Genomic DNA, 17,113 nt, shown 5'->3' with positions numbered 1-17,113 from the left:
CGCGTCAGTTCGCTTGGGCCGATTGGCGCTGCGCCGATATGGAATTTATCCTGTTGGAGCTCATTCCATTGGTCAACAGTGAAAACGAGAATAGGGATATCCTGTCTAGGCTGTTCAGCGGTCAATTCGGGATGGCGGATGCTGAGTTTCACGCCGCTTTCTACGACCTTATCGCCCTGCGCATCCCCTACGGAAAGACCATCCCATTTGTCCGATACGATCGTGTAGTCTTTCCAACTGTCTGGCAGCTTGAAACGGAATCCGTATTGGGTATTCTCATAGAAGGTTTGGCCTACATGATTCGTTTGTGCACCGACTGGGATCATCGGTTGGCTGCTTCCATTCCTTGGAATATCTTGGTTGGATGCCGGCTCTGATGGTTGATACGGAGTAGGGTGGACGTACTTAAGAGCGTTAAAAATCATTGCACGAGCCTGGGCAGTGCTGATGAACCGGCTAGGCTATACGAAATACGCGGCCCAAGGGGGCGATTGGGGCGCGCTAGTCTCGGACATGAATGGGGGTGCAACAGGTTCCAGGGTTGTTCGCCATTCACAGCAACATGCCCGGCACGGTGCCTCCCGCCTACGAAACGGCGATCATTAATGGGGAACCGATGCCCTCCGATTTAACGCAAGAACAGAATAACGCCTGGAAGCAGATGGATTTCTTCTATCAGCATGTCGGTTACTCCGCGATCATGGGGAGGCGCCCGCAAACTTTAACCGGGCTTGCAGATTCGCCGACGGGACTCGCGGCATTCAATCTCGACCATAATGCGAAAAGCATGGATCTCATTTCAGGAGCTTTCTTCGGTCAACCCGGGGGCATTTCGCGAGATGATTTCCTCGATAACATCACGCTATACTGGCTGACAAACACGCCTGTCTTTGCGGCTTCTATTGGGAGAACAAGCTCCCGTTCTTCTCGGTCAAAGGGGTCAATTAATATCCCGGTCGCCATTAGCGTCTTTCCCGACGAGCTCTATCAGGCTCCGCTTAGTTGGACGAAGGAAGCGTACCCGAAGCTGTTCTATTACAACCGGGTCGCCGCCATGGGAGGACACTTAGCTGCATGGCAAGTGCCGATGCTGTTCTCCCAGGAGCTCCGCGCAGCGTTCCGGCCTTGCGCATAGGAGGGGGATATCGGGCGGGCAATCGGTATGGATACGAGCTGCTGGTCGTCTACTTCATTGCTGTTCATTGCTGTGGGATCACGCGCTGTGGGTAAGATATAATTGATTGAATTCACTTGAAAATGTTTAAGGAATAGCTCCAATCAAGCTGTATTCAATTTAGCTTTTTTCATACTGCGGATCAAGTAAAGAATAAACAGCAGTGGGATATAGGCGAACACGAAATAAAATCCAATTTCGGCAACGAATGAGCTTAACTCATTGACCTTTACACGATCGTTGAATTGAACGACTACAATGAAGAAAGTCAGCAGAATCAAAGCCAACGAGATACGTGGTTTGATATGCGTTACTCTTTTTATTATTCTTATACAGCTCCAGATGGAGAGGCAAAGCGACGGAATAATAATGATAAGCCAACTAAAAATAAATACATACTCAAATCTCTCTAAGAATTGGAACTCAATAATCTTGGTAACCACTATGGTTTGATAGAGCGTGTTTTTTAGCAGACCTTGACTAAAATACATCAGGGTGCTAACGATGGTTGCAGTGAATTGAAGCGTATTGAGCAGCAAGCCTAAGTGAGCCCATCTTGCATTTTTTTCAGCTGATTTTATGAAAGGGAAGTAAACGAGCAGCGCTTCAAATCCAATAAACATGCCATAAGAAATTTTAGATGATTTGAGCAAATCAGCAGCGGAATGATGATTAACCGGCATCAGATGAGATATATTTCCAAATCTAATCGGGTAATAAATGAGGAGATATACTAACACAGAGGTTCCAACAGCGAAAAAAGCAAGTCCGGTTAAAACCCTGAAGCCTCCCGATACGAGATAATACATTAAGCAAAGAAGTACGACTGTAAATTCCCAAGTTGTAAGGGTTGGAAATATCCATGACTGCAAAACATCAATGTAAATTCTGAAGACATACAAAGCTGAAATGAAGTAATACCCGATCATAAGCAGCGAAACGGCATTGCCCAAGAAACGTCCGAAGATCATTTGATGCAGATCAATGACGTCTTTGGCGGGATTGCCCAGCATCTTAAAAATCATCCAAATAATCAAATGTAAGCTTAAACCCATGATGAGAACCGAGATCCAAGCATCATTACCCGAGTCCTTATAAATTCTATTTTCAGCAGCTATTCCTCCAACGCCAGTTTGAGATGCGTTGAGTAAGAAAAACACGAAAAATCCTGAAATCAAATTATTCTCCTTAACGCTGTTCTGCACCGATGCCAACTCCCGATTGCGAAATAATGATCTCCGGTTTTACTTCAAATTTGATGTTTGGGTATGTTTTAGTCTTAAATTCCCGCTCGTTCCAATTTCTATCTTTGCTTCTATATATCTCACCAAAGCCAATGGGATCTACTGCGTTCATTTGAAATTTTTTCAACAATGCACTAATTTCGCTTGCAAAATGATGTTCGATTTGTTGCTTAAGTTCAAGTAAATCGCTCTTGTCCATTGAACTTTTTGTTTTCGGTAGATCTTTAAGTTCGATAATTAGTTTTAAGGAAATGACTGCGGTGTCTTTCTGCTCAAGCATGATGTTATGTTTTCCATGCAATATTTTCAAATTAATGGTTTCCTTTTGTTTCGTCATAATCTCACAGGAGCCGGTCATCGTTTTCGTGTCTTTGAGGATTTTTAGGAACAATGCTTCTTTATCGGATAGAAATAAATGTAACTTATCTTCCTTGAATATACCGACGCCATCCATGTGAAGAACACCGCTTTCGTCTTTATCCAATACAGGTAAATACACATCTTGACCCTCTCCATAATAGTGATCAAGCAACAGATGGGCATTGGACAATGGTGTATTCGCGTTTTCTATGTTCTGTTTGATTAGATCCGATAAATAGAAAGGAGGCATTTTTACGTTTTCGGACAAAATCGAGCTTATCTCTTGTTTCGTTATGATAACATAAGCACGATTGCTGACTAGAGGACCTCGAAGAAGATTGCTGGCAAGCTCTTGAATGCTTTTTCTTGCATACTTTTCACTAATGACAAATGTCCTCAATTGTCCGATTACAACTAGCTCATCCGATTTAGCATTAAGGGAATTCACTGCCCCGTTAAATGATTGTGCTTCAGCGGTTAATAACTGCGATCGTTCATTCTTCTCATATGAAGCGAAAGAGCCGCTGGACTTAATTGTATCTCCTTGGATGTCTATACCGAGGCTTTGCAAAATTTTTATCCGATCGATAATTTCATTTTTTACACATCCGGATAAAAGGAGGCTCGCGAGAAGAAATGATACAACCATTTTCATTGATGCTGATTCCTTTGCGACAAAATTATTCATTGTTGAAATCGTCTCCGATATCTTTGTGCTTTCGAACCGTATATCTTCTAGCAAAGAGCGGACGTAAATAAGGAGCTCTAACCCAAGTTTGGCTATAATTGAGGCGTATGGCTTCTCTAAAACCTTTGTAACGAAAAGGGAATACCGGAATGATGTAAGGCGTACCAAAAGATTTCAAACGCAGCAAATGACCCAATAGAAACAAGATGCCGATCGTAATGCCTAAACCGCCCCATATGGCCGATAATCCGATGATCGGAAATCTGAGAAATCGTATCGTGTTTGCCATTTTGAAAATCGGTGTTGCAAAGGAAGCCAACGCGGAAAGCGAAACAATAATAATTAAGATAGTGCTCGTCAAACCGGCTTGAACCGCTGCTTGCCCGATTACGACACCGCCCACGATCCCTAGCGTTTGACCGACTTTTGACGGCAGTCTGGCACCAGCTTCACGTAACAGCTCAACCGTTATCTCCATAAGGAGTACTTCCAAAAAAGGCTGGAAGGGCACATTCGCTCTGGATTCGATAATCGGACCTAATATTGATTGTGGAACAATGGAGTGATGAAAAGTCATGACCGAAACATAAATGGATGAAGCAAAGACGGAAAATACCACCCCCACATAACGGATGATTCTAACAAATGAACCCAAAATCCATGGCAAATAAAAGTCCTCCGGCGAGTAGAAGAAATCAAACAAGGTGGTGGGACCTGATATTACATAAGGAGACCCGCTGCTTAAAACAGCCACATGCCCGCTCAGAAGGCTATATTTAACCCGATCCACACGTTCAGTTGACATAAATAAAGGGAAAATTGTATTGCCGTTGTCTGCAATGATCTGGGATAGTGTAGAGCTATCAAAGATCACGTCAAAGTCCAAATCCATGAGTCTTTGTCTTACGGTGTTTAGATGCTGCGGATTGGTGATCCCGTCGAGATATACAATAACGACTCTTGTTTTAGATAGAGAGCCTTTGATTTGTTCCTCAAATACCAGCTTATCCGATATCATTTCCTTTCGCAGTAAATTCAGATTGGTATCGAGATCCTCGATGAAGGCTACACTCGGACCGATAACGCTAAACTCGCTCTCGGATAAGTTATTTGATCGATAGCCCTTTTCCATATCAGCAACATTAACTAATAAGCCTTCATTTAGATTGGAGTCCAATTGAACATAGATAAAACCCTTATTCAAACTAAGCGAGATCTCTTCCAGGTTTGACGACAATTTGATTCCATCAATAGAAATCAAATTTTTTAAAGTATTCAAATCATGGATTTCAACTTTTGAAAGCTGAATCATGGTTAATAAATCACGATGAAGCATTTCATGATTTACAACGGAATTGTAATACGACAAATGAATAAGCGTATGATGGATGGTCATTGCTGACTGAATAAAATCATCCGACTTTAAAGTTTCTTTTAAAGCCACGTGTATATTTTCCATTTTTAGTATACCGCCTTGTTAAAACTTTACACTTATTATGCAAGCTAAAAAGGAAAAATATTCTCCAAGCTTCAGTAACTTACCATAGTATCTTCATACCGGATTACCAGGACTTCCGTTACTTTTCAGGAATTCAGAGAGGGAAGATGGTGATACCGGGGTGCGGGTATGTGTAGATGTCGCGATAAGTGACATATTATACCTTGAGGATTAGCTGTTGAAGCAACTATAACGAACGATGATTTTGGAAAACGCGAAATGTTGTACAAATAAACATCGGGCGATAAGACCCTTTTTCAATTTAAAATAAATAAACCCTCGAGATCCGAGGGTGAAAAAATTCTACATGACATACTTTACAATATAGACAACTAAAGCTATAAATCCTAATGGAATGGAAATCGCATAATAAAGGGAAAGTCCAGTAAATATGCTTTTTGTTTTTTTGTCGTAGTCTGGGTTTCCTTCTCTGTTTTTGGCCGAAAATCCAATCGCCATAGTGGCAATGGCCCCGCCAATTAATATGATGGCAAAAATAATATAGTATATATACAACGACATAAGATTCAGCTCCTTGACTTAGCATGACAATATAATATCAGCAGAAAGAATCGAAGTAACCAGCCATTTACACCAAAGTTATACCGTCCAATTTTACTTACAAGCTTTTTAGAACATCCGCAAAAATGGATATTCCCGCAGAAATTGACTCCCTGCTAGGCCGAGCGTAGGAGAAACGAACGTAATTATGGGTAGATCCGTAAACCGTACCGGGCACAAAAACAATTCCTCGACGAATTGCCTTTTCAAGCAGTTCATGATCTTCAATGGTACGGGTAATTTTACACCACAAATTTAACCCGCCATTAGGTATAGCGTATTCCAGTTGCCCAGCTAATTCCGATTCAATGGCATGTATGAGCAGATCGCGCTTTTTACCCAATTCTTCTCGTAATGCAAGAAGATGTTCATCGAAATAAGCGCTTGTTCCTAGAAATTTAGCAGCAATCCACTGAGGAACCACACTTAGTCCGAAATCCATTTGCTGTCTAGCATCCGCAAGTCTGGTTACTACTGATTGAGGTGCGGTCATCCATCCAATACGAAAGCCTGATGCTGCAGTTTTCGATAAGGAACCAATATAAATCACGTTTCCCATTGTATCATAAGCTTTTAACGGCACCGGGGGGGGACTCTTTAAACGCAGTAAGGCTAAATGGATCGTCTTCTACAATCGGAATACCCAATTCCGCCGTGATTTCTAATATTTTATCTCGGCGATTGGTCTCAAGAACTGTACCTGTAGGATTTTGATAATTGGGATTAAGAAAAATCATCTTGATCCGATGTTGACGGTGAAGGGTAAGTATATCATCTGGATTTATACCACTAGAACTTACGGGTAAAGGGAAGATCCGCAAACCGGCCGATTGAAACATGGGTAAAGAATAGCAATAGGACGGATCCTCGATGGCAACGGCATCACCGGGACTAAGTAGGCATTGAGTGATTAAAAATAAAGACTGCTGTGAACCGGAAGTAATTAAGATGGAGGAAGCGGTGGCATGGATACGATGATGCTTTTGCAAAAAATCCACTAAAGTTTCCCGCAGTTCCATAAAGCCTTGAGGGTCATCATATCCTAGATGACCTTCGTATGGGTTTTCATGCCATACTTTTTTAAAAAAATAATTAGGGAATAAGTCGTTTGATAATTCGCCGCTCGCAAAATCAATAATAGTTGGATTTTTACGAATTTCCTCGCGTACCCTCCGGATAAACGGCACGTTAGGTAAAAAAGGACCGCTTTCTTCATAAATGCGCCAATTGGGTGCGTGTCTCGGTTGATAACCCCATTTATCTCCGATCACTTTGGTGCCAAAACCAACACTGCTTTCAATAAGGCCAACTGCCCTGAGTTCCTCGTATGCCTGCATAACGGTACTGCGATTGACGTGGAGCTCGTCAGCTAATTTACGCTCCGATGGAAGTTTTGAGCCTGGAGGATATTCCCCCAGCCGAATTCTTCGTTCGACATACTCAGCAATTTGTTGATATAAAGGTTTTTTACTTTGACGATCGGGTTTCCACATTGTTGTACTCCACCACCTGCATAACTACTCTATTGATATTATTCGGAATCATAACATATTTCATGCTAAACGAAGGGGAAAGAAATGAACTTTTCTAAAACATAATGGCATGCTAAAAAAGATACCAAATGGACGGTTTCATGGTATGTTTTATCGGATACAATCGTTTTATGATTAGGTAAGCATCAGTTATGTGATGAAAGGGGGATATTCTGCTGAATAATATAAAGACTCTTTTGGCCGGCATCATGTCAGCTCTAATGGCATGCACAGGTGGGGCGATCATGCTCATCTACGGAGCCGACAAAGCTGGATTTAGCCAATCTGAGCTCATTTCGTGGTTTTTTGCTGTTTATTTTTTAGGCGGAATTTTAAATCTTGGGTTGTCAATATTTTATAAGATTCCTTTCGGGGGAGCGCATTCGATAACGGCAGCTGCGTTTTTAACCACTGGAATGGCCCAGTTTTCGTTAAATGAGTTGGCAGGATGTTATATCATGTCTGGATTGCTGATAGCCCTTTTCGGTTTTTCAGGTTTATTCAATAGGATTCTTGAACTAATCCCCAAACAGCTTATTGACGCGATGCTCGCCGGTCTAGTTTTAAAATATGTGATTGAAATCGTGCCTGCATTTAAAGAAATTCCGCTTATTGGTGGAATGGCGGTACTGGGATTTTTCATCACTCCCAAAATTTCAAGTTGGGTTCCGCCTTTATTGGGAGTTCTTATTTTCGGAATCGTGGGACTTTTTATAGGATACGATTTTCCAGTCATAAACCAAGCATCTTTTAGCTTCCCCCAAATGGTTACTCCCATATTTTCGATGCATGCATTTTTTTCAATAACGATTCCGGTAGCTGTGCTCGTATTAAGCAATGACATTGCCGTCGGTTTAACGGCATTACAAAAGCATGGGTTTAAACCGCCGGTAAATCATACGCTTATATGGACAGGCTTTGTAACAATGGTTGCTGCATTGTTTGGTGGGCATGCAGTAAATGTCGGAGGCATGATGACGGCGCTGTGCAGCAGCGAGGAAGCGGGAGCAAAAAATCGTCGCTACTGGGCTGCCATATATTCTGGTGCTCTAGTCGCAATATTCGGGTTGGTTGCTTGGAAAGCTGTTGTATTGATTAAATGGTTACCAACAGCGTTTATAAGCTTAATTTCTGGTTTTACGCTTTTAGGAGTTCTTTTAAGCAGTTTACGATCTGCTTTTGCAGATTCGTCTTATCGGTACTCTAGTTTATTCTCATTTCTTATTGCAGCTGCTAATGCTCCTTTTATTGGAATCTCAGCTCCTGTATGGTCATTATTAATTGGCGGCATTTCAGCAAAAATATTAGGAGAAAGCATACCTCCAAAAAAAAAACAGCCGCGAAAGACAAAATTGAAAAAGCAAACCGTCGAGGCACCATAGGAGCCAAGATGGTTTGCTTTTTCATTCTCCGATGGTTAACAAAGGGACTTGAAATAGAGATAGCCGTTCCTATGTTACAAAACAGTGAAATTGGTCTGTATAAAATTTATAACAATGGACGGGTACTTCCCAATCGTAAAGTTATAAGATTGTAACGCAAACGTGCCTCAATAAAGTATTTATTGAATATATGAAAGGGGACCATAAGGATGAAAGATTCTAACAACAAGTACCAGCAAAAATTTGATGGACTTCTTACGTTAACCATTTTATTCTTTCTATCAACCTTTTCAGGATTCTTTTACTTTCTAATCAACTTTATGCTTGGTAATGAAAATATTGTTCTAATGAAATAAGAAAGGAGTCGAAGATATGCGCGATGCAATTTATATCATAATACTAACGCTAGCTATGTTTGGAGGAGCCGGTGTACTAACTGGAGGAGTAGCGTATTTAATAAAAAATGATATCGAGTAACTCAATGAGCGAATTAGGAAAAAGGAGAGAACGATATGAATATAGCGAACATAATTGATCACACACTGCTGCGGGCAGATGCTACAAAAGCGGAAATTACGAAGATGACTGAAGAGGCGAAAAAATACAAATTCGCTTCGGTTTGTGTGAATCCTACCTGGGTCGCCTATTCGGCCGAGCAGCTCATAGGGACTGAGGTAAAAGTTTGCACGGTGATCGGGTTTCCGCTCGGAGCCACAACATCGGTAGTAAAAGCGCTTGAAGCGAAAGACGCGATTGCAAATGGAGCTACCGAAGTAGACATGGTTATTAATCTAGGTGCATTGAAAGATGGGGATAATGAATTCGTTGAGAACGATATTAGAGCGGTCGTCGAGGCAGCTTCGAATAAAGCACTCATAAAGGTCATTATTGAAGCATGTCTATTAACCGAAGAGGAAAAGGTGCGTGCATGTGAGTTGGCCGTCAAAGCAGGGGCTGATTTCATCAAAACTTCCACGGGGTTTTCTACGGGCGGTGCTACGCCGGAGGATGTCGCATTAATGCGTAAAACAGTCGGTCCTCATGTCGGTGTGAAAGCTTCTGGTGGAGTATGCAGTCTAGACGACATGAAGAAGATGATCGAAGCGGGCGCTTCACGGATCGGAGCAAGCTCCGGTGTGAAAATCATTGAAGGGGGCCATTCCGCGGCTCTATATTAAGATCTGAAAGGCTGAAATTCAATAGAGGGAAGGGGCGTATTTTTATGGAGATACACACACATCAGACAAAGGATGCTGGAAGAGCTCACCACAAACCTGTCTGATTCCAGACTAGTTGAAATATCTCTGAAAAGAAAGGAAGGAGCACTCGCTTCATCCGGAGCATTAAGGGTTTTGACCGGCAAATATACAGGCCGTTCAGATAAATATATCGTAGAGGACACATTAGTAACGCATGATATCGATTGGGGAACAGTCAATCCTATTTCGAGTTCACGGTTTGAACGGCTCTATCAGAAGGCCCAGCGATATATGGATGCAAAAGAGTTGTTCATATTTGACGGGTTTGCGGGTACCGATCCGGGGTACCGATTACCTATTCGCATTGTTAATGAGTACGCTTGGTATGACCTTAGAGACTCTAATAAAGGCAAAACCGCATATGTTTGTGTCGCCGAACAATGTATGACTTGTCGGGTGACAAGAACATTATCTCATTATTGGCCGCGCAAATCGCGGCTTTTTGTTTTATGGGAATGTTTTATGGGAACGTCTTTGGGGATTGAGAGGGGACGTAAAACTTCTCTATGTCATTGAGCTAAACATATCGCAGGGAAAGACGTCTAATTAAGTGGAGGTGTATTGCAATGAGCGAGAGCGAAAAAAGCAATACACAAAAGGATGAACCCCCTACAGTTGTTGATTCATTCAATAGTGCAATGGACCACTATCAGAAGATTATTGGAATGCCAAACAAAAAGGCTGACCTCAGTGCGATGCCAAGATGGTTAAGGTTTTTTTATTAATTTATTGTTTGCTTTGTTGCTGTAGGGTTTTTGTATATGTTGATCTCGATATTTAAGTGACTTTTGCACTAATGGGTACTTTTGTACTGAGCGACCACGTAAAGAGAGGTATTTCCTGGTAAGTCATTGATGCCGACAAGACGAACTTAACTTTAATAGATCACATTGAACAAAAAGAAACAGCCCATATGGCGGACTTTCGCTACGGTCGTTTACATAACGTGATCCAGGATATCCATGGATGGCCGATCGGGGGAAGACGAGCGGGGTGCGCGCTGATCCGTTTGTTTATGGGATTGGTACGTAAAAGAACAGGCCGTTTCCATTGTTGAATAAATTATAGTTGACTAAACGTTCTTAAATTTCGTATACTTTCTTCTGTAAGAGCAATGAATATACTCTTTCGATGATGGCATTCCGTATCATTTATTTTGATATTTAAAGAATGAATGTTCTTGAATGTGCGATTAATAGTATAACCGAAAGGTGGAACTTCTCATGGAAATTTCAAAACAAATTGTACTTGTCACTGGCGCTAATCGTGGCCTTGGCCGTCATCTTGCCCAAGAGCTTCTTGCTAGAGGAGCCAAGGTATATGCCGGTGCGAGAAATCCGGAAACCATTGATCTACCAGGAGCCATTCCACTGCTGCTGGACATTACAAACGAGAAGTCGGTCGCTGCAGCCGCTGAGCTTGCTAATGACGTTACTATATTGATCAATAATGCGGGCTCTTACACTGGGGCAAGTCTCCTGAATGGCGAACTGGATCTAATTCGTATGGAGATGGACACTCACTATTTCGGCACGTTATCGATGATCCGGGCCTTTGCTCCGGTAATTGAGAAAAACAGCGGCGGAGCGATCCTGAATATTCTCTCGGTTCTATCCTGGGTCTCCTTTGACGGTGCTGGCGCCTATGCAGCCGCCAAATCGGCTGAATGGAGTATGACGAATGCTTTGCGCCAGGTACTGGCTCCGAAGAACATTCGTGTCAGCGGCCTGCATGTAGGGTACATGGACACTGATATGACAGCGGGCATTCAAGCGCCAAAATCCAATCCTGCGGATATTGCAAAGATTGCGATTCGCGGCATTGAAGCAGACAGCTATGAGATTGTGGCCGATGATTTGAGCCGAAAGGTGCAGCAAAACCTCGCTGGCGGAGTGAAAGGCGTTTATCCCCAGTTATTTTAACTAATCGCCCGATAACGGGCAGGCTACTGGAAAGTGCTATCGAATTACCTTACGATGGAATTAACATCTCCCATCTTTTAATCGCAACATTTGTCGCGAACGAGCATGAGCTGCTTCAGCCGGCAATTGTCCGTCTTTAATTATTTGAAGATTATGAATATATAATCGGCAGCCTCGCTACGCTAACGGGTACGAGATAGTTCAATCAAAACAGGGAGCAGACCGACGCGGCGCTGCTACTTGATAAGCCGGTTGCAGTAGTTCAAGAATTAAAGGAAATAAGTAGTGTATTATAGTATCGGTTGTTAGATAGCCAAGACAACACTAGATCATTGTCAAGTGACAAGAACATTATCTCAGTATATGCCGCTTATATGGGGCTGTTGACAAAGTACGGCTAGGGGCTATTTTTTCAGCCGTACTTTAATATTCTTACAGAAGGGTATAATGAAGATGTTGAATCATTAGCATATACCATACTGTCATGTATAAAAGGTGCATTGCAATATAAACGCACATTGGGAAAGGATGTATCATCCCAAGTTCTAAATCAAATAAACCGTCTTATTTAGAAGTTAAAAGGCGGTTTATATATGAACCATACTTATCAACAAGTAAGTAGAAAAACATGAGAAAGTAGGAATTACTGAAATGAAAAGAATGCTTTGGGTTGTTCTTATGATGTCCTGCGGAGCTACGTTTATTTCTTCATTATTCCCTTTATATGGGGAGCATTTTCGGCTGAGCAGTCTGGAAATCACCATTTTGTTTGCCGTTTATGCCGCTATCCTGCTGCCGACCTTGCTTGTCGTGGGAGCCAGAGGAAGCATCTGGGGATTAAAACGTGTTCTTCGCTTCAGTATATGGATTTCAATCGCATCAACGTTGCTCTTTATAGGGAGTTTCAACGTTTGGATGCTCTATGCGGCAAGGATTTTGGAAGGCATCGCCTATGGCGCTTTTACAGGTACTGCCAGCGCTTTTTTATTAAAACAAACCTCTCACGATAAAGTGAGCACGGCAATCAAGTTATCAGGAGTAACGGTTAACATTGGTTTTGGCCTGGGCCCAGCCATTGCAGGTATAGTCGTGCAATATTTGCATTTTCAACCGCTTCGTTTGCCGTATTGGTTTCTGCTCGTCATGTTATTGAGTTCCTTGGTATTTCTGGAAATATTACCAAAGCACGAAGATTCCAAAGCCCAGAAGTCGGCTAAAACTAAGATTTCTCTCGGTGTTCCCGATAATATTAGTTCTCATTTTTGGTCTTTTATCGGACTTCCGATCTTTACTGTTTTCACGTTACTCGGAATTGTGTTTTCTCTTATTCCTTCTTTTACCAAAAACGTCATCCACACCGCCAATCTCTCTATTTCCGGGTTGTTAATATTGCTGCTTCTAGGCGGGGGGGCCTTGATGCAGTTCTTTCCTTGGCCGCACAATCCCGTTACACGGATGCGTATAGGAATCCTGTTTCTTGCCATTGGATCGTGGGTTATTGTTTTTTCTGGTCAAACAGCGAATTTATTTTTGCTCTGGGCCGGTATATTCATTCAAGCAATTGGCGCGGGATGGACGTTTCAAGTTTCTTTAAGGTTTGCCAGCCAGTTGCCGAAGCCGGAAGAACGTCCGCGAGTCATTTCGGCATTTTATTTGTGTGCTTACTCCGGATTCATTGTTCCCCCTGTTGGCGTCGGAGTGCTGACTCAATTCTTTAGTTTGAACATCTCGTTGATTTTTCTAAACTTGTTTGCTGCGCTAATCGTTATCTATGTGTTGATTTATTCAGTCAGATTTAATCGTTATTATTCTAAATCTACATCACAGTAACAATTCTGAAATAAAATCATGGATTGATAGAAAGGAAAATAACAACATGTATGAACGTTTTTTGGTTCCAGTTGACGGTTCGGAACATTCCAAACATGCTTTGAAATCGGCGCAATGGCTAGCGCAAAATGCCGGGATAAATGCCCGCATTACGCTACTTCATATCATTCCTAGGAATGATATCGATACAGTTGCGTACGGGGTGGATCTTGAACAATTGCAAGAAGAGGAAGCTAGGAGAATATTAGAAGAATCCGCACAGGTCCTTTCAGTGTCATTTATACAATATGAAACCGAATACCATATTGGAGATCCTGCAGAGATGATATGCAAGAAGGCAAAAGAAGGAGATTACGACCTTATCGTAATGGGTAGTAGGGGACTTAGCCTCTTCTCAGAGATATTCGTGGGAAGTGTAAGCCATAAAGTGGTCCAGCACGCTCATTGTGCTGTAATGATTGTAAAGTAAATAGAAGGTGATTTATTAAAACTCATTTTTCATTATCGAATCATTTTTCAACTTAAGGAGGAGAATATGAACAACCTATTGGCGAAAATTATTGACGCGCACGGCGGAATTGACCGGTGGGAAAAGTTTAGTTCACTGACTGCCACGATCGTCACCGGTGGCGGTTTATGGGCAATGAAAGGGCTCGTACAAGATTCCGATCCTCGTGAGATGACAGTCGCGCTACATTCGGAAATCGCATCTGTTACTCCCTTTGGTCAACCGGGTTGGCGTACTGCCTTTACGCCCGATCGTATCGCGATTGAGACCCTCTCTGGGGAAACCGTCCGCGAGAAATACGATCCTAGGACCTTGTTTACTAACCATACGATGAACACACCGTGGGACCCGCTTCATCGAGCATATTTCAACGGGTACGCAATGTGGACATACCTGACAACGCCTTTTTTTATGGTCATGCCAGGATTCGAGGTCAGCGAAATCCCCCCATTGCAAGAGGGCAACGAGTTCTGGCACGGTTTGCGTGTGCGCTTTCCCGAACACGTCCCCAGTCATAGCAAGGAGCAAGACTTCTACTTTGGCGATGATTTACTACTACGCAGGCACGACTACCATGTCGATGTTTCAGGTGGCTTTCCAGCGGCGCAATATGTCTACGACTTCATTGAGATCGAAGGGCTTCGTTTCCCGACAAAACGCCGCGCATATCTGCGTGGACCCAATCTGGAGCCAGTTAAGGATCTGCTGCTAGTCTCGATTGATCTCAGCAACTTCCGGTTCCGTTAAACTCATTACGCTTGGTTATAGGACACTCGGATCCTTATGGACGTCCAATTCGACGAAGGGATTATCCACATAACGGATAAAAAATAAAAGGGCTTTTCCCGAGGTCATGGGAATAATGCTAATATATTGTATGACAAAACTGGACCCGTCGACTTAATCTGACTTGGCAGTTCAATGATTTATGGCGAAATCCAGCCAGAATTCGAAGGCTCCGATTTGAACGTAGCCGGCTGGATCAAGATAAGGTATCGAATTGGTCTTTGTATGCTTCAAGGCCGGAAGTTACTAGCAGTTTAAGAATTTCGTTCTTCTTCATGATTACCTCCCATTTGGAATGTCCGTACTGGAACAAATACCTAAATTCAACAAGTTGCGTAATCCTGCGCGTTAGCTTAATTCATTAGGCCAGCTACGATTTCTTATATCTTTTCTCTTTTTGCTTCACAGAGACCCGTCGGGAATGAGATACAGTCTTTTAACCCGACGTCAATTTCATTCACGATTATGCGCATATGTTTGTGTCGTGGCTTCGCGACACAAACATATGCACTTTCAAATAAAACTTTCATGACCTTCCCGGTCACAGGGACGGGGATTTCAAAACACCTATTCTATGTTTGTGTCGCCGGACACCGGTTTGAACCTTGATTCCAGCGAAAAGGGAGTGCTGTATCATCTTGGTCATGGCCTGATGCCACCAGCACAGCGTCAGTAGCGGAATCTGTATTCCTTACGATGATGCTCGCTGACCCTAAATACATCCAACCCCGCCTGATTGGAAAGGACGATTTCTTCAACAACCTGAGAGCAATCGCCGCGCATGACTTATCGTCTCGCCCGTTTGAACATCCGGAACAGTAAAGAGACGCGAACTGTCGGGTGACAAGAACTTGATCTCATTAATTGCCGCATAAATGGGACCGTTGACAATGTCCTCGGCTAATTAAAACGCTGATGATTCACTACAATATATAGTGGATCATCAGCGTTTTTAATTCCAGATCAAAGATGAATTGCCCTTTGTCAACAGTCCCTAAATTGCGGCTTTTTTGTTTATGGGATCAAGTTCTTGTCAAATTTCAATGACAAGAACTTGATCCCATTCCCGATTTTGACAAGAACATTATCTCATTCCCGACAAGACATATCAAAAGTATACTAAAGATATGTCAGAGATCGTGGGGAGAGGATGTAGTAATTCCTCTTCGTCATTGAGCTATCGGATACGCTAGTTGAATTAGGCAGTCTAGAGGCTACATACATTCAATAAAAATAGGTGAAAAGAAACTTGGATAGCAAATTAACTCCTAAACAACAAAAACAACAGCAAGAACGTGAAATTATTGACGAGTATCACAAATTGGTAACTGAAGAAGCTTTGGAAACCTTGTATCAATCTTTTTTGGAATGGAAATCAGGATCTTTGCCGTATTTCGAATTAACGGATCTAATCCATCTATTCCATAAGAAGAACCAGGAGATATACAAAGAATTCACATACTGATCGTAAGCATCTCGTTCTACTTGCCAAGTTAAAATTGGACCGTTTAACTGAGGATGATATTACAGGAAATAAGCGGCTTTTAGAATTTTGGGGATATGAGGACATAAGCTCCGATTAAATCAATGTCAATACGAAGCTGCCGTGAAACGACTGACGATAGCTACATTACGTTAACGGATACGAGATAGTTCAACCCGAAAATGGGAGCAGACTGCCGCGGCGCTGCTCCCATTTTCATTGAAGTAACGGGAGTTTAGTTATAAATAAAGTAACCCGTGATGTGTGGAGAATAAACTGTTTGTTATTTGGATTACTCCAAGGAAGTGAATTACGTTGTACGTAACTAGGTATATAGATATTGCTAAATAGAATCCCAAGAGAGCGATTTCCCATAAATAGAGATTTAAGTAAAGATGACTTCGTAATAATTGCTGGAGATTTTGGACTTGTATGGGACAATGAACCTGTGGGCTCCATACCGACGTTTACCTCACTTAACTAATACGAGGTTAACAAGTCACTGAGCCAACGAGAGAAAGATTTGAAACCCGACTCGCCTAAACTCCAATGGACCAAGAGCAATGCCACGGAAGTTTACAACTCTAACGGAAACAATAGCGTAATAGTATAGCAACTAAAAAGGGAGCTGCCGATGTAGCTCCTCGCCTTTTTCGCCGTTATGACCATTAAGGTGAAACCTACCATAAAAAACTTGTTGGGGAAAGTGCGGGAGTATTGATGAGAGTGCGAGTCTATCCCCTCATGGAATATCCGTACCTAAATACTTTTCTGCATAACGCATAAAAATATCGGCTGCCGGCGAGATATAACGTCCCTCGAAGGAAAAGATGGCCACCGAACGAGATAGAGGAAGATCCAGTGGGATAATCGAAATAGATGGTCC

The 17,113-nt window shown here is 42.4% G+C and carries 16 protein-coding genes and 1 pseudogene; 10 read left to right on the top strand and 7 right to left on the bottom strand.

Annotated elements, in window-relative coordinates; all coding sequences use genetic code 11:
* Nucleotides 1–326 (bottom strand): annotated as a pseudogene (locus tag FPZ49_RS36130) (hypothetical protein); the annotation flags it as partial.
* A gap of 197 nt (nt 327–523) precedes the next feature.
* Between FPZ49_RS36130 and FPZ49_RS29130 the strand changes: the two are divergent.
* Nucleotides 524–1,135 (top strand): hypothetical protein, encoded by a 612-nt coding sequence (locus FPZ49_RS29130; RefSeq protein WP_144853891.1) that lies wholly within the window; start codon nt 524–526, stop codon nt 1,133–1,135.
* A gap of 143 nt (nt 1,136–1,278) precedes the next feature.
* Here the strand turns inward: FPZ49_RS29130 and FPZ49_RS29125 are convergent, their stop codons facing one another.
* The 6 genes from FPZ49_RS29125 to FPZ49_RS37320 all read right to left on the bottom strand — a co-directional run bounded on the left by FPZ49_RS29125 (nt 1,279) and on the right by FPZ49_RS37320 (nt 7,018).
* The gene (locus FPZ49_RS29125; RefSeq protein WP_186446166.1) at nt 1,279–2,379 is read right to left on the bottom strand and encodes a GerAB/ArcD/ProY family transporter; all 1,101 of its coding nucleotides are present in this window, start codon (nt 2,377–2,379) and stop codon (nt 1,279–1,281) included.
* Entirely contained in the window at nt 2,363–3,466 is a 1,104-nt protein-coding gene (locus FPZ49_RS29120; protein WP_144853887.1) for a Ger(x)C family spore germination protein, read from the bottom strand. Before FPZ49_RS29120 ends, FPZ49_RS29125 begins: the two co-directional genes overlap by 17 nt.
* On the bottom strand, nt 3,459–4,925 hold the full coding sequence (locus FPZ49_RS29115) for a spore germination protein (RefSeq protein ID WP_144853885.1): 1,467 nt from the start codon (nt 4,923–4,925) through the stop codon (nt 3,459–3,461). Before FPZ49_RS29115 ends, FPZ49_RS29120 begins: the two co-directional genes overlap by 8 nt.
* Nucleotides 4,926–5,267: 342 nt before the next feature.
* A complete protein-coding gene (locus tag FPZ49_RS29110) occupies nt 5,268–5,486 on the bottom strand; it encodes a hypothetical protein (RefSeq protein WP_144853884.1) in 219 nt (72 codons plus the stop codon).
* Nucleotides 5,487–5,583: 97 nt separating this feature from the next.
* Complete coding sequence (locus tag FPZ49_RS37325; protein ID WP_315899212.1) at nt 5,584–6,108, bottom strand: aminotransferase class I/II-fold pyridoxal phosphate-dependent enzyme; 525 nt, start codon at nt 6,106–6,108, stop codon at nt 5,584–5,586.
* Nucleotides 6,089–7,018 (bottom strand): aminotransferase-like domain-containing protein, encoded by a 930-nt coding sequence (locus tag FPZ49_RS37320; RefSeq protein WP_315899211.1) that lies wholly within the window; start codon nt 7,016–7,018, stop codon nt 6,089–6,091. The genes FPZ49_RS37325 and FPZ49_RS37320 overlap by 20 nt, the downstream gene beginning before the upstream one ends.
* Before the next feature lie 236 nt (nt 7,019–7,254).
* Here FPZ49_RS37320 and FPZ49_RS29100 point away from each other — a divergent pair, with 236 nt between their 5' ends.
* From FPZ49_RS29100 to FPZ49_RS29065, 9 genes are all read left to right on the top strand, one after another.
* Entirely contained in the window at nt 7,255–8,439 is a 1,185-nt protein-coding gene (locus FPZ49_RS29100) for a benzoate/H(+) symporter BenE family transporter (protein WP_261381677.1), read from the top strand.
* 512 nt (nt 8,440–8,951) lie between these two features.
* Nucleotides 8,952–9,617: a deoxyribose-phosphate aldolase gene (deoC, locus tag FPZ49_RS29095; protein WP_144853882.1), complete on the top strand. Its 666-nt coding sequence runs from the start codon at nt 8,952–8,954 to the stop codon at nt 9,615–9,617.
* 72 nt (nt 9,618–9,689) lie between these two features.
* On the top strand, nt 9,690–10,214 hold the full coding sequence (locus FPZ49_RS29090) for a phosphoenolpyruvate carboxykinase (ATP) (RefSeq protein WP_144853880.1): 525 nt from the start codon (nt 9,690–9,692) through the stop codon (nt 10,212–10,214).
* A 50-nt stretch (nt 10,215–10,264) separates the two neighbouring features.
* Nucleotides 10,265–10,423 carry a hypothetical protein gene (locus tag FPZ49_RS36125; protein ID WP_186446165.1) on the top strand — a complete coding sequence of 53 codons (159 nt, stop codon included), beginning with the start codon at nt 10,265–10,267 and terminating at the stop codon, nt 10,421–10,423.
* 498 nt (nt 10,424–10,921) lie between these two features.
* Nucleotides 10,922–11,620 (top strand): SDR family oxidoreductase, encoded by a 699-nt coding sequence (locus FPZ49_RS29085; protein ID WP_144853878.1) that lies wholly within the window; start codon nt 10,922–10,924, stop codon nt 11,618–11,620.
* A 651-nt stretch (nt 11,621–12,271) separates the two neighbouring features.
* Nucleotides 12,272–13,450, top strand: coding sequence for an MFS transporter (locus tag FPZ49_RS29080; RefSeq protein WP_144853876.1), 1,179 nt, complete (start codon nt 12,272–12,274; stop codon nt 13,448–13,450).
* A 46-nt stretch (nt 13,451–13,496) separates the two neighbouring features.
* Complete coding sequence (locus FPZ49_RS29075) at nt 13,497–13,919, top strand: universal stress protein (protein ID WP_144853874.1); 423 nt, start codon at nt 13,497–13,499, stop codon at nt 13,917–13,919.
* A gap of 66 nt (nt 13,920–13,985) precedes the next feature.
* Nucleotides 13,986–14,705 carry a hypothetical protein gene (locus FPZ49_RS29070; protein ID WP_144853872.1) on the top strand — a complete coding sequence of 240 codons (720 nt, stop codon included), beginning with the start codon at nt 13,986–13,988 and terminating at the stop codon, nt 14,703–14,705.
* Between the two features lie 1,288 nt (nt 14,706–15,993).
* Nucleotides 15,994–16,209, top strand: a complete 216-nt coding sequence (locus FPZ49_RS29065) for a hypothetical protein (protein WP_144853870.1) — start codon at nt 15,994–15,996, stop codon at nt 16,207–16,209.
* Nucleotides 16,210–17,113: the final 904 nt, after the last annotated feature.

It is taken from the genome of Paenibacillus cremeus (assembly GCF_007786445.1).
Taxonomy (GTDB): domain Bacteria; phylum Bacillota; class Bacilli; order Paenibacillales; family NBRC-103111; genus Paenibacillus_G; species Paenibacillus_G cremeus.
Note: the sequence above shows the minus strand (reverse complement) of the source record. Positions and strands in the feature narration are given on the sequence as shown.

Coding starts and splice junctions, on each gene's coding strand:
- FPZ49_RS29120 (WP_144853887.1), bottom strand. CDS start 3,466: ATGAATAATTTTGTCGCAAAGGAATCAGCATCAATGAAAATGGTTGTA.
- FPZ49_RS29115 (WP_144853885.1), bottom strand. CDS start 4,925: ATGGAAAATATACACGTGGCTTTAAAAGAAACTTTAAAGTCGGATGAT.
- FPZ49_RS29110 (WP_144853884.1), bottom strand. CDS start 5,486: ATGTCGTTGTATATATACTATATTATTTTTGCCATCATATTAATTGGC.
- FPZ49_RS37320 (WP_315899211.1), bottom strand. CDS start 7,018: ATGTGGAAACCCGATCGTCAAAGTAAAAAACCTTTATATCAACAAATT.
- deoC (WP_144853882.1), top strand. CDS start 8,952: ATGAATATAGCGAACATAATTGATCACACACTGCTGCGGGCAGATGCT.
- FPZ49_RS29090 (WP_144853880.1), top strand. CDS start 9,690: ATGCTGGAAGAGCTCACCACAAACCTGTCTGATTCCAGACTAGTTGAA.
- FPZ49_RS36125 (WP_186446165.1), top strand. CDS start 10,265: ATGAGCGAGAGCGAAAAAAGCAATACACAAAAGGATGAACCCCCTACA.
- FPZ49_RS29085 (WP_144853878.1), top strand. CDS start 10,922: ATGGAAATTTCAAAACAAATTGTACTTGTCACTGGCGCTAATCGTGGC.
- FPZ49_RS29080 (WP_144853876.1), top strand. CDS start 12,272: ATGAAAAGAATGCTTTGGGTTGTTCTTATGATGTCCTGCGGAGCTACG.
- FPZ49_RS29075 (WP_144853874.1), top strand. CDS start 13,497: ATGTATGAACGTTTTTTGGTTCCAGTTGACGGTTCGGAACATTCCAAA.
- FPZ49_RS29070 (WP_144853872.1), top strand. CDS start 13,986: ATGAACAACCTATTGGCGAAAATTATTGACGCGCACGGCGGAATTGAC.